We start from the raw sequence: 11,945 nt of genomic DNA, 5'->3' as shown, positions 1-11,945 counted from the left end.
AAAACCAACTTCATCCTCTTTCCTCTATAAATTATTCTCTCTATCCTAACATAAGATCAACACGACCTAAATTAAGCTTAATTAAATTTCACAAGGTTTGAGGAACCTGCTCGTATTCCGGAAAGTCTTTGCTGCCAGATTATTTTTCCTCTCCGTCGGCTTTAGCTGTAACTGAGGAAGAACGGGCATCTCTATACTTTTAAGGTTTGGAGAACACAGATGAAAGCAGGGCTTCACTTGGGCATTTTGGCTCTACTACTCACACCGTTTTGGGAGAGTGGTTTTCTTCCAGGTACTGCCTTGGCTCGAGATCATTTTTTGGTGGCTCAGGCTCCAGGGCCAGCTAGGCAGCCTATGCCTTCTGTGCCTAGATCGATACCCTCCCCAGTTCCCATAGCTCCGGCAGAATCCTCAGAAACTGTAGATGAGCTATTCCGCCAGGTTCCTTTCCCCCCTTCGCCAAGACCTCTGCCTGGCCTTCCGTGCTCGAGACCCATGGTGTTGCGCTCAGTAACCCTCAGCGCTCCTCCGCCAAACCCTGCTTCCCCCCTGCCATCGGAGGTTCCACCCCAAATTTGGACAACTCTCCAGGGCCCTTTCGGGACAGTCAACTGGGGAGAGCCCCAAGCCAATAAACTCTTTGCTCATACCTTCCAATGGAGCCCCCCTTGTAAAACGGGCTGCCGGATGGGAGGCACCCTTACGTTTACCTATCGCAATAACTTGCAGGCAACAAGTAACACAACTCCTAATGCCGGGAACGACAAGTACTACCTATACAACGGCGGGACTTTAACTCAAGCGGGGTTTTTGTATACTTCCCCAAGTCCGCCTGGCCAAACTTTCACCAAAACCCTAACCCTCTCGCCGGCAGAGATTGCCAACAACAGAGTGACCCTAGTAGTTCAGGATGATACGGCGGTTTTGGAAGCTAAGCTAGAGCTTAGATACTGCTGCTGTGAATGCGAGTTTCCCATTTGAAGTTGAGTGAAATTTGCCTTAGGGGGGACTTCCGTGCCCCCCTTTTCTTCAACTCCCCCTGGCTGCAGACCTCAAAGCTTACTCAGAAAGGGTGGAAAAGCCTAACGGCGGGCCTGGGCAAAAATGGCTTGCAAAATCTCGTCGGCCCCCTGCTGTTTTAGCTTTTCTGCCAAAGCTACCCCCACCGCTTCCGGGTCGGCTACGGATCCCGTCTGAGTATCGCGGATGAGCCGCCGGCCATCCAGGTCGGCCACCATACCGGTTAGGTGCAGCGCCTCCCCTTGGACTTGGCTGTGAACGCCAATGGGCACTTGACACCCTCCTTCCAAAGCCCGCAGGAAAGCTCGCTCTGCCAAGCAGCGGGCTGTGGCCTCCGCATCGGCCAAGGGTCGGATGAGCTCCAGAATCCGCTCGTCCCCCTGCCGGCACTCGAGCCCCAGGGATCCCTGCCCAACCGCGTACAGAGACACGCTGGGATCCAGCACCTCGTGGATCCGGTCGGCTTTGCCCAGGCGCTTCAACCCGGCCACCGCCAAAATCAGGCCGTCGTACTCTCCCCTCTCCAGCTTGGCCAAGCGGGTGTTGAGGTTGCCCCGCACATCCTTAAAGTGCAAGTGGGGAAAGGCATGGCGCAGTTGGGCCAGCCGCCGCAGCGATGAAGTGCCGATCACCGTCCCCTCTGGCAGGGTGGCCAGTCGGTAATCCCGGAACTTTTCCCCCACCACCAAAGCATCCAGGGGATCCTCCCGCCGCGTGATCGCCCCCAACACCAAGCCCTCCGGCAGGCGAGTGGGCAAGTCTTTAAGGCTGTGTACCGCCAAGTCGCTGCTGCCGTTGAGCAGGCTAACCTCCAATTCCTTGGTAAAAAGACCTTTGTCTCCAATTTTGGCCAGGGCTACATCCAGGATGATGTCTCCCTGGGTGGAGAGAGTGTTGAGCTCCAGAGGTAATCCCGGATGGTGTTCTTGCAACTGACCCATCACCCACTGGGTCTGCACCAAAGCCAACTCGCTTTTTCGAGAGGCAATCCGCACCGGCTCGGTGATCCCAGCAGAGGGCTTGGAAGGGGTCGAAGCCAGTTCACTCATGGCTGCCGCAAAAAAGAACACTGTCTCTCACGCTAGCCGAATCTGTGCCAGGGCAAGGCGGCGGCCTTTAAGATCCTTAACCAAAATTGCAGTTTCCCGAAATCAAGACTTTACCGCAGGGATCCCAGCCGGTAGGATAAATAGATGGATTCTCCGGCTCGGCGGGGGAGGATCCGGTCTGTCAAGCTCCTCTTCCCCAACCCCAGAGCTTTTGAGGGGAGCTTTCTACAATGGGCACAAGCCCCTGGTTTGGTTGGTCGTCTGCCTGGATGAGTCTTATGGAAGAAAACAACGTCAGCAACGGCACTCAATTACTGCTCAAACGCAACATTCCCGTTAAGGTGGTGGTCACACCCCTTTGGAAAAAGGAAATGCAGGAGCAACTGGAGCGGCAGATCGAAGCCACCGATGCTCAGATGCAACAGCTGGAGTTTCAGGGCAAGCGGGCTATTGCCGAACTGGAGAAACAGAGCCCCAACCCCAACAGCCCCCAAGTGCTCCAACAGGTGGAAGCGGTGAAAAGCCGCGTGAACGAGCAGAAAATCCGCCTCTTGGATCAGAAAAACCAATTGTTGCAGCAGATCAACCAACTGAGCACCCTGGAGCTTAACCAAGAAGTGCTGCAGGGCAATGTGGAGAGCTTCTTCCGAGTCCAAAAAGGAGACAACCTGATCCAGAAAATGCAGGTCGAGATCCTTCTGGAAGATGGGGTGATCAAAGAGATTCGCGGTAACCCATAGGCTACTCACCCCCTTGCCGGAGAAGCGGCAGTCGGGATCCCCAATTTTTCTCGCCTGTAGGTTCTCGAGAACTCCGTTTCGCCAACACAATGGGTGACAATAGGTAACAACCTCTTAACAGCCTTTGGGTTAACGCTCGCACAGGCTGGCGAGGTTGGGTAACATTGCCGCCCGGGGGAGGATTCCCATGTCTGAGTTCGTCTGGTCAGAGCCAGAGCCTCTCGAGGATCTTCATCTTCCCGATTGGTTGCTCACCTCGGCCCAGCGCCGCCGTCTCAAGGCTCTGCTGGTTCTGGCCATGGTGTGGGGGTTGGTCAGCCTGATGCATGTGGTGCCGACGGCCCGTTGGATCACCGTTGGTTTGGCCACGTTCATGGTGATCCACATTAGCCGCTTATTTCGCCTGCAACCGGCGACCTCCCTGCCCCCTCTGAGACTTCCTCCTGCCGCTGCGACCCGCCGGGATCCCAGGTCAACAGATAACAACAATGACTCTGTCCTGCCAATGCAACGGGATGGGCAGAGCGGGCTTTCTGAGTTGGGCGGGCTGGCCTTGCCCCGTGTGGCCGTGTTGATCCCAGCCAAGAATGAGAGCGCAGTGCTCCCACGGCTGTTGCACAGCTTGACCCAGCTCCGTTACCCCACCAGCCATCTGGAGCTGTGGGCCATCGACGACAACAGCAGCGATGCCACCCCTGAAGTTCTGCGGGAAGCCCAAAAGCGGATCCCGCATCTGCGGGTTTACCGGCGGCAGCCGGGGCGGGGCGGGGGTAAGTCCGGCGCCCTCAACGAGGTACTGCCCCTCACCCAAGGGGAGATCATCCTGGTCTGCGATGCCGATGCTGTGGTGCCTTCGGATTTTCTTGCCCGCACTCTGCCCTTGTTTGTTCAAGTGGGAAGCCTGCGCAGCCGTTTCAGCAGACGGACGGTAGGCGCTGTCCAGGTGCGCAAGGCCCTGAGCAACCCCAACGTCAACTTCTGGACTCTGGGGCAGGTGGCGGAAATGGCCTCTGATGCTTACTTCCAGCAGCAGCGCGTGGCTGTGAGGGGTATTGGCGAGCTACGTGGCAACGGCCAACTGGTGCGGCGAGATGTTTTGGAAAAGTGCGGCGGCTGGAACGAGGCCACCCTCACCGACGACTTGGATCTCACCTTCAAGCTGCACCTGGCGGGCGTAGATATCGCCTTTCTGCCAGAGCCGGCCATCGTCGAAGAAGGGGTCACCTCTTGGAAAAGCCTCTGGCACCAGCGCTGCCGCTGGGCGGAAGGGGGCTACCAGCGCTATCTCGACTACTGGCCAGGGATCCTCGGTCGCCGCATGGGGATGGCCAAAACGGTGGATCTCTGGGCCTTCTTTATTTCTCAGTACTTGCTGCCGATGGCCTTGGTTCCCGATACCCTCTGGGTGCTGTTGACGGGCCACTCCTCGGTGCTGCTCCCCTTGAACGCTCTGGTGATGGGCTGCCTGACGGTGGCTTTTTACCGGGGGCTACGCCAGGTGGAGGGCTTGCGCGGACGGCGACTTTGGTGGCACACCGCCCTGGGCTTGGTCTACATGCTCCACTGGCTGCCGGTTATGATCGCCACAACCGCTCGCATGTGTGTACAGCCCAAGCGCCTAAGGTGGGTGAAAACTGTTCATCACGGCGCTTGAGGTCAGCAAGTTGGATCCAATCCTGCTATCCTAGTCAAGCACCTGCTCACGCCCTGCTCGACCATGGCCCGCCTCTACTACGACACCGACGCCAACCTGGAGCCTTTGGCCGATAAAACCGTTGCCATCATCGGCTATGGCAGCCAAGGCCACGCCCACGCCCTCAATTTGCGCGATAGCGGTGTCCAGGTCATCGTTGGCCTTTACCCTGGCAGCCCTTCCTGGCCCAAAGCCGAGCAAGACGGCTTAATGGTCAAAACGGTGGCGGATGCTGCCGCTGCCGCCGATTGGGTAATGGTTTTGCTGCCCGATGAAGTGCAAAAGGCCGTTTTCCAGGGCGAAATCCGTCCCCACCTGCAGCCGGGGAACGTGCTCCTCTTTGCCCACGGCTTCAACATTCACTTCGGGCAGATCCAGCCGCCGGCAGACGTGGATGTCATCATGGTTGCCCCCAAAGGCCCTGGGCACTTGGTGCGGCGCACCTACCAAGCGGGGGAAGGGGTGCCCTGCCTGTTTGCCGTCTATCAAGATGCCTCGGGAATGGCACGGGAGCGGGCCATGGCCTATGCCAAAGCCATCGGTGGCACGCGGGCCGGCATTTTGGAAACCACCTTCCGGGAAGAGACCGAAACCGACCTCTTTGGCGAGCAGGTGGTGCTCTGCGGTGGGCTGACGGCTCTGATCAAAGCGGGGTTTGAAACCTTGGTGGAAGCGGGCTACCAGCCGGAACTGGCCTACTTCGAGTGCCTGCATGAGGTGAAGCTGATCGTGGATCTCATTGTCGAGGGGGGCTTGGAGAAAATGCGCCACAGCATCTCCAACACGGCAGAATACGGCGACTACACCCGTGGCCCCCGCATCATCACGGAGCAAACCCGCGCCGAGATGAAACGCATCCTCGCCGAGATTCAAAGCGGCCAATTTGCCCGTGAATTTGTCTTGGAAAATCAGGCCGGCAAGCCAGGGCTTACTGCGATGCGGCGGCGCGAGGCCGAACACCCCATTGAACAGGTGGGCAGGGAGCTGCGGGCCATGTTTAGCTGGCTAAAGAAATAGGTCGGATATCTGGAGCTGAGGGTAGACCATCTCTGTGCTGGATCTGAAGCTGCTGTGGGATCGCCCTGAACAGGTACGCCAAGCCCTGCAAAACCGCCGGGCCACAGTCGATCTGGATGGGATCCTGCAGTTGGATCGGGAGCGGCGGCAGTTGGAGACCCGCAAGGGATCCCTGCAGGCCGAAAGCAACAGCCTCGGCAAAAAAGTCGGCGAGATCATCCGCCAGGGGGCGGATCCCCAAGGCCCCGAAGTGGCGGCCCTGCGGCAGCGGGGGGTGGATCTCAAGGCCGAGATTGCCCAACTGGAGCAGCAGGAACGGGAGCTGGAAGAGGAGATTCGTGCTCGGCTGCTTACCCTGCCCAATTTGCCACTGCCCAGCGTGCCGGTTGGCCGAGATGAGGCCGACAATGTAGAGGTGCGCCGCTGGGGTGAGGAGCTAAAGCCGGCCCATCCTGTCCTTCCCCATGACGAGATTGCCGAAAAACTGGGGTTGCTGGAGATTGGCCGTGCGGTCAAAGTGGCCCAAAGCCGCTTTGTGGCTATGGTAGGGGCGGGCGCGGCCCTGGAACGGGCTTTGATTGCCATGATGCTGGAGCGCCACGTTGCAGCCGGCTACACCGAGGTGATCCCACCCTTTTTGGTCAACAGCGCCGCTTTGCAGGGGACGGGGCAGTTGCCCAAGTTTGCCGAAGACAGCTTTCGCTGTGCTGACGACGACCTGTGGCTGATCCCGACGGCGGAAGTTCCCCTCACCAACCTGTACCGGGATGAGGTGATCCCTGCAGAGTCTCTTCCTCTCTACTTCTGTGCTTACACCCCATGTTTTCGCCGTGAGGCGGGCAGCTATGGCCGCGACACCAAGGGGCTGATCCGGTTGCACCAGTTTCAAAAAGTGGAGCTGGTCAAGGTCACTCGCCCAGATCAATCGGAAGCCGAACACGAGAAGCTGGTGCAGGATGCCGAGGCCATCTTACAGATGCTGGAGCTGCCCTACCGGGTGGTGGAGCTGTGTAGCGGCGATTTGGGCTTTGCGGCAGCCCGCTGCTTTGACTTGGAGGTGTGGTTCCCCTCCCAAAATCAATACCGCGAGATCTCCAGTTGCTCCAACTGCTGGGACTTTCAGGCCCGCCGTGCTAACCTGCGCTACAAAGAAGCCGGCCAGAAAGGCACCCAGTTTGTCCACACCCTGAACGGATCTGGCTTGGCGGTGGGGCGCTCTCTGGCTGCCCTGCTGGAAAATCACCAACAGCCGGATGGCTCAATTCGCATTCCCAAGGCGCTGCGTCCCTTTCTCAGCTCCCGCTTTCTCTCGGAAGACGGGATCCTCATTCCTGCTGTCTGATCTCAAACTCAACAAGATTGGATTGAGATGCTCCTGCCCAGATAGGCGGGTGTTCCCATCTTTTCTCCGACGACGGAGAATTGCAAGCTGTCTCACGGCAGTTTTTTGAAACCTCTGAAATGAACAACCTTGACCTGCCCCCGGCTCTAAAGGGCGAGGATCCCTAACACTTCACAGAGACGATCCACCTGACGGTAGCCTCAATCTTTAGGGTCATTTCAAGTTAGGTTGAGACACTTCCCAAGTGCTCTGCGGTACCGCTTCCGCTATGCAAAAGGGGAGAGGAGCTAGGAAGCAATGCATTCCTACCTTCCTGCCGGGCTGTCCTTCCGCTCAAGATTTGCCCTTGAGGCGATCCAACTCAGCTTGCAATTCGGCGATCTTCTGGCGCAGACGGGCCGCTTCCGAAAGTTCGATGGCCGTGCCTGCCTCGCCCTCGGTATCGCTAATGTCATCAATGGTGATCTTGCGGGGGCCGGCAGTTTGTCTGTCTTCTCCCTTGCGGTTGGCGTTGGCGGCGATGGCATCCATGTAAGCCCGCGCCTCTTCAGCGGTCATCGCCCCCCGCTCCACCAGCTCGTCCACCAAAGCTTGCGCCTGCTTGCGCAACTCCATCAGACGGATACCCGCTTTGCTGGCCACCTTGGCAGCATTATCCGCCGCCACAGCCGCCAAACCCATGCCGAAGTAAAAGGCTTTTTGAGCCCAGTTGGCGAGGGGATTGTCTGTTTCGGACATAGTGTAATGCGCTGCTAGGGCAACGAGGAGAGAACCCAGCAGAGAGAAGTAGGGCTGCAAAGGGCGACCCGGGTTGACGCGCCTGCTCTGAGCATCCCGTGGTGCTGCTATCTTCCGATCCTGACACGGTTTGGGCGTCGGAGCTGCACGGACCCAGGTCTTCCAGTAGCCTAGCATTTTTCCCCTCTGCCCTGCTCGGCTTTCTTGGGCAACAGATGGGTTTCTCAGGGGGCTAGGGAGTTTCAGGCGGCTCCAGATAAACAGGGATCCGCTCTACGGCTGTATCGCTGCGCTGCACCTCCTGTTCCTGAACTTGAGGAAGGGTTACCGGCAGGGTAACCGGTTGAGCAACAAAACAACTGGCCACGGGCAGCGCTTGCTCCAGTTCGTCCAGAGGGCGGGGGATCACTGCCACCGCGTGCAATTCCCCAATGCGCTCTGCTTCGTACATGCCGGCATCGATGGCAATGGCCACGTTGGCCACTGTACCGCGGATAATGGCCGTACATAGGCCATCCCCAATGGTCTCGTAGGCCGCCAGTTGGACATCCGCGGTTTTGAGCATGACATCGGCAGCTCCCACCATTGCCGGGAAGCCGCGAGTTTCCAGCAGGCCCACGGCCAAGTTGCTGAGGCGGCTATAGCCGCGGTTTTGCGCCAGTTGAGACAGCTTGCTGCTAATCGGCAGCACCACTTCCAAGTTGGGCAGGGGGCGTGGGATCACCAAACTGGAGATCTCCTCTTGGTCAAACTGGCGGGCCAGCTCAATGCCCTCCTCAATGGCAATGCGCACATCGGCAATTCCCCCCCGCACAATGGCTGTGCAGTAGCCCCCCGAGGTTTTCTCAAAGCCGATCAGCGTCACGCCTGCCGACTTGGTCATAGCGTCGGCAATGCGCACGATGACCGGAAAGCTGCGCGTCTGAATCAGGCCCAGGGAGGTTGACATCGGCATCCTAACTACTCACGCCAGTTTAGCCATCAGAGCCGGCTATCCCCAGAGGAGAGCACCTGTCGATGGGGATAAATCTTGCTCAAGAGGCGATCCAATTCCCAATGGCCAGGGATCCCATTGAGCTTATGGGTTTTGGTCTCTGGGGAGTCGGATTTTTCTTGGTGCCAACGGCGGGTTTGCTTTTCAACATTGGCCACCGGAGAACTGGGTGGGGGAGACGGCTCAGGCGACATCTCTGGAGCCATTTCCACTGCCGCCGGCGAGGGCTCTGCCGGGATGGGCTTGCTGCCGCCCGCCTCCTGGAGATCGAAACCATAGGTGGGATCCCCGAGCAGCGAGCCGGGGGGAATGACTGCTTGGCTGAGCACCGAACAATTCAGCACTGTGGTTTCCGAGCCGATGCAGGCATTTTTGCCGATGGTGCCCTGCCCGATCACCAGCACCCCCATTCCCAAGGTTGCTCCCGCCTCCACGATGAGGGATCCCCCACAGGCGTGCAGAACGGATCCCATGCCGATACACGCGCCGCGCCCGATGTGAATTCGACAGCCGGGGTTGGCCCGCAGCAGCACCCCTGCCCCAATCCCCGCCCCGGCTTCCACCTGTACCTCACCACTGACAAAATAGCGAGTTTCGTCGTTCTGGCCAGGCAAGGCGCGGAGCGTCATGGAGTTGGGCAAAGTAGAGGCCAACAGGGTGCTCCTCATCGCTGGGGGGTTGGACTTGAACCAACAGAGGTCAAAAAAAGCTGGGATCCCTCAAGGGGTTTGGATGATCTGCTCCAGCACTCGCCGTTTGGCCTTGGGATCGATCCCCAGCAGGCGAACGTATTCTCCCTGGTGTTCCGCCAGGCAGGCTTCTAGAGCCGCCACCACTTGGGGCACTTGGGTGGCCTCGATGGGGCTACAGCTTTGCCAGGAAGACGTGCGAAAACGGCGCTTGTCCGCATGTTCGGTGCCGATGCGGTAGCCTTGGCTGAGCAACTGCTGCACCTGAGCCACCACCTCGGCGCTGAGGCGGGTGCCAGAAAGGGATCCCTTGGGGGCAGAAGCAGGAGCCGCGGCAGCAGCAGCAGATTTTCCGCTAGGGGTTTGGATGATGCGCTCATAGACCCGCCGTTTGCCTTTGGGATCGATCCCCAGCAGGCGCACATATTCTCCCTGGTGCTCCGCCAGGGCAGCCGTCAGCTTAGCCAACACCTCTGGCCCGCGGGTGGCGCGAATGGCCGGCCCACTCTGCCAGGAAGAGGTTTTGAAGCGGCGCTCGTCGGCATATTCGTAGCCGATGCGATAGCCCTGAGCCAGCAGCCGATGCACCTCCTCCTGCACCTCCAGATCCAGGCCGGCACTGCCCCCTGCCGCAGGAGCCGTATCTGCCACCACGCCGGTTCCTGCAGGACTGCTGCTCACCTGGCCTTGCGGGGTTTGAATGACCTTCTCCAGCACCCGCCGTTTGCCTTTGGGATCGATCCCCAACAGGCGCACATATTCTCCCTGGTGCTCTGCTAGGGCAGCCTGAACAGCGGCCAGGATCTCCTGCGGCTGACCGCTCAAATTGCCCAAGGTCTGCCAAGAAGAGGTGCGGTAGCGGCGGGCATCAGCCACCTCCAGGCCAACGCGATACCCCTGCGCCAACAAAGTCCGGATCTCCTCCTCCAGCCCTGAGCCAGAGCGAGAGCCGACCGCCCCAGAACCCGGAGCAGCGGCTGCCGAGACGCGGCTGGGCATCCCAGAGACCAGCGCCGGCCCATCGGGGGTTTGGATGATTTGCTCCAGCACCCGCCGTTTAGCCTTGGGATCGATCCCCAGTAGGCGCACATATTCTCCCTGGTGCTCCGCCAGGATGGCCCCCAGCGATCGCACCACCTCCGCCTCGTGGGTGCTGGCGATTGGGCTTTCGCTTTGCCAGGAAGAGGTTTTGAAGCGGCGAGCATCGGCATACTCTAGCCCCACGCGATAGCCTTGGGCCAACAGGGCACGAATTTGCTCCACCACCTCCGGCTTGAGAGGGGATCCGCCGCCGTTCCGGCCATTGCCGCGATGGGAAGAATGAGTCATGGGTGCCGTCTCCGTAGCCGTTGAGTTAGAGGTGCGCTGCAGTTCGTTGCGGATGGGAGCGATACAGACGAGGTTTTCGCTGCACTGGTAGCCCTCTCGCAGGGCTTGGTTGATGCCGATCACGTGTTGGGCAAACTTGGCATCGCTATCCTGGACGTCGGGCAGCCGGTCGGCCTCGGCCTGGGTGGTGATGATGGATCCAGAAGGCACGTACTTGCCTGGGGGGATCTCCACATCCTGGATCAGGCAATGCAACATGATGATGCAGCCATCCCCAACCCGAGCGTTGAACACCGTCGAGCGGAAGCCAATAAAGCAGTCGTTGCCCACGTAGGCCGGCCCGTGGATCAGAGCCATGTGGGCAATGGAAGTGTTTCTGCCAATCCAAACGGAGTAGGGTTGGCCGTCTTCTCCTATCACCCGCCCCTGTTCCAGGCCGTGGATGACCACCCCATCCTGAATGTTGGATCTGGCGCCAATGTGGAAGGGGGATCCCTCGTCAGCGCGAATGGAAGTTCCCGGGGCGATCAGCACCTCCGCTTCCACCCGCACATCCCCAATGAGGTTGGAGAAAGAATGCACGTAGGCTGTGGGATCGATCTTGGGCTCCGCCAGTCGGCGAGACCAGGGCGTTGGCGGTGCAGCATAGGTGTGAGCAGGCATAACCGTGAGCCTCTAGAACGCAGTAGGGCGGACAAGGGCAGCAAGAGAGATGAGAAGGGAAGGGATCCCAGCTAGCGTTGATCGCGCTTGTTGTAGAGAGAGCGACCGCCAACGCTGACCGTATCGATAATCGCCATCACCACTGCATCCAGCGGGCGAGTCTGGTTTCCTTGCGGCTGGCGAGCGGCACTGCCTTGGCTAACCAGCACCCACTCGTCAATGCCGGCCCCCACCGGATCGGCAGCCACAGCGTAATCGGGTTGCGGCTGGCCCTCGAGATCGACGTACTGCACCAACAAAAACTTCACGCCCGTCAAGCTGGGATCCTTTTGAGTGCTGGTGACGGTGCCCCGCACAATGGCAATACGCATCAGGGACGGGTGAAGGGACGGATGGCATTTACCCCTTCGCGGAACTGGGCCACATCCTCGGTGTAGCGAATGGGCAACACGTACTCCAGGTTTTCGTGGGGACGGGCGATAATGTGCCAAGACAACAACTGGCCGCCGTTCACCCGCTTCACCGAGTCAATGCCGGCAGCCACCGAGGCTTGCACCTCCGAGACATCCCCCCGCACGATCACGGTGACCCGACCGCTGCTGATTTTCTCGTAACCCACCAGGGTAACGCGGGCTGCCTTGACCATGGCGTCGGCAGCTTCTACCACTGCC

Annotated in this window: 11 protein-coding genes and 1 other RNA gene; 4 read left to right on the top strand and 8 right to left on the bottom strand. The window is 59.3% G+C overall.

Going from position 1 to position 11,945, the window contains the following annotated elements; genetic code table 11:
- Nucleotides 1–1,082: 1,082 nt before the first annotated feature.
- Nucleotides 1,083–2,069: a hydroxymethylbilane synthase gene (gene hemC / locus NW840_RS08490; protein ID WP_414343641.1), complete on the bottom strand. Its 987-nt coding sequence runs from the start codon at nt 2,067–2,069 to the stop codon at nt 1,083–1,085.
- A 278-nt stretch (nt 2,070–2,347) separates the two neighbouring features.
- Here hemC and NW840_RS08485 point away from each other — a divergent pair, with 278 nt between their 5' ends.
- The 4 genes from NW840_RS08485 (at nt 2,348) to serS (ending at nt 6,861) form a co-directional block, all read left to right on the top strand.
- Nucleotides 2,348–2,809, top strand: a complete 462-nt coding sequence (locus NW840_RS08485; RefSeq protein WP_011433386.1) for a YlqD family protein — start codon at nt 2,348–2,350, stop codon at nt 2,807–2,809.
- A 187-nt stretch (nt 2,810–2,996) separates the two neighbouring features.
- Entirely contained in the window at nt 2,997–4,463 is a 1,467-nt protein-coding gene (locus NW840_RS08480; RefSeq protein ID WP_414343639.1) for a glycosyltransferase, read from the top strand.
- A gap of 63 nt (nt 4,464–4,526) precedes the next feature.
- On the top strand, nt 4,527–5,519 hold the full coding sequence (gene ilvC / locus NW840_RS08475; protein WP_414329205.1) for a ketol-acid reductoisomerase: 993 nt from the start codon (nt 4,527–4,529) through the stop codon (nt 5,517–5,519).
- A 34-nt stretch (nt 5,520–5,553) separates the two neighbouring features.
- Complete coding sequence (serS, locus tag NW840_RS08470) at nt 5,554–6,861, top strand: serine--tRNA ligase (protein WP_414343638.1); 1,308 nt, start codon at nt 5,554–5,556, stop codon at nt 6,859–6,861.
- 333 nt (nt 6,862–7,194) lie between these two features.
- Here serS and NW840_RS08465 read toward each other — a convergent pair whose 3' ends face one another.
- From NW840_RS08465 to NW840_RS08435, 7 genes are all read right to left on the bottom strand, one after another.
- Nucleotides 7,195–7,599 (bottom strand): hypothetical protein, encoded by a 405-nt coding sequence (locus tag NW840_RS08465; RefSeq protein ID WP_414343637.1) that lies wholly within the window; start codon nt 7,597–7,599, stop codon nt 7,195–7,197.
- 62 nt (nt 7,600–7,661) lie between these two features.
- An RNA gene (gene ffs, locus NW840_RS08460) (signal recognition particle sRNA small type) lies at nt 7,662–7,759 on the bottom strand.
- 72 nt (nt 7,760–7,831) lie between these two features.
- On the bottom strand, nt 7,832–8,554 hold the full coding sequence (locus NW840_RS08455; RefSeq protein WP_414329208.1) for a carbon dioxide-concentrating mechanism protein CcmK: 723 nt from the start codon (nt 8,552–8,554) through the stop codon (nt 7,832–7,834).
- A gap of 26 nt (nt 8,555–8,580) precedes the next feature.
- On the bottom strand, nt 8,581–9,246 hold the full coding sequence (locus tag NW840_RS08450) for a hypothetical protein (protein WP_414343636.1): 666 nt from the start codon (nt 9,244–9,246) through the stop codon (nt 8,581–8,583).
- A gap of 66 nt (nt 9,247–9,312) precedes the next feature.
- Nucleotides 9,313–11,274, bottom strand: a complete 1,962-nt coding sequence (locus NW840_RS08445; protein ID WP_414343634.1) for a ribulose bisphosphate carboxylase small subunit — start codon at nt 11,272–11,274, stop codon at nt 9,313–9,315.
- A gap of 71 nt (nt 11,275–11,345) precedes the next feature.
- Nucleotides 11,346–11,645, bottom strand: coding sequence for a EutN/CcmL family microcompartment protein (locus tag NW840_RS08440; RefSeq protein ID WP_011433394.1), 300 nt, complete (start codon nt 11,643–11,645; stop codon nt 11,346–11,348).
- The coding region (locus tag NW840_RS08435; protein WP_414343632.1) for a carbon dioxide-concentrating mechanism protein CcmK at nt 11,645–11,945 on the bottom strand (301 nt) is incomplete at its 5' end. The genes NW840_RS08435 and NW840_RS08440, both read right to left, overlap by 1 nt.

The sequence above is a fragment of the Synechococcus sp. R5-13 genome, from assembly GCF_047462015.1.
Lineage (GTDB): Bacteria > Cyanobacteriota > Cyanobacteriia > Thermostichales > Thermostichaceae > Thermostichus.
This window is presented reverse-complemented; position numbering and strand designations above follow the sequence as displayed.

What these genes read in the sequence shown, in the direction of transcription:
- NW840_RS08440 (WP_011433394.1), bottom strand. Translation starts at nt 11,645, where the DNA reads ATGCGTATTGCCATTGTGCGGGGCACCGTCACCAGCACTCAAAAGGAT.
- ilvC (WP_414329205.1), top strand. Translation starts at nt 4,527, where the DNA reads ATGGCCCGCCTCTACTACGACACCGACGCCAACCTGGAGCCTTTGGCC.
- NW840_RS08445 (WP_414343634.1), bottom strand. Translation starts at nt 11,274, where the DNA reads ATGCCTGCTCACACCTATGCTGCACCGCCAACGCCCTGGTCTCGCCGA.
- NW840_RS08485 (WP_011433386.1), top strand. Translation starts at nt 2,348, where the DNA reads ATGGAAGAAAACAACGTCAGCAACGGCACTCAATTACTGCTCAAACGC.
- NW840_RS08465 (WP_414343637.1), bottom strand. Translation starts at nt 7,599, where the DNA reads ATGTCCGAAACAGACAATCCCCTCGCCAACTGGGCTCAAAAAGCCTTT.
- NW840_RS08455 (WP_414329208.1), bottom strand. Translation starts at nt 8,554, where the DNA reads ATGCCGATGTCAACCTCCCTGGGCCTGATTCAGACGCGCAGCTTTCCG.
- hemC (WP_414343641.1), bottom strand. Translation starts at nt 2,069, where the DNA reads ATGAGTGAACTGGCTTCGACCCCTTCCAAGCCCTCTGCTGGGATCACC.
- NW840_RS08480 (WP_414343639.1), top strand. Translation starts at nt 2,997, where the DNA reads ATGTCTGAGTTCGTCTGGTCAGAGCCAGAGCCTCTCGAGGATCTTCAT.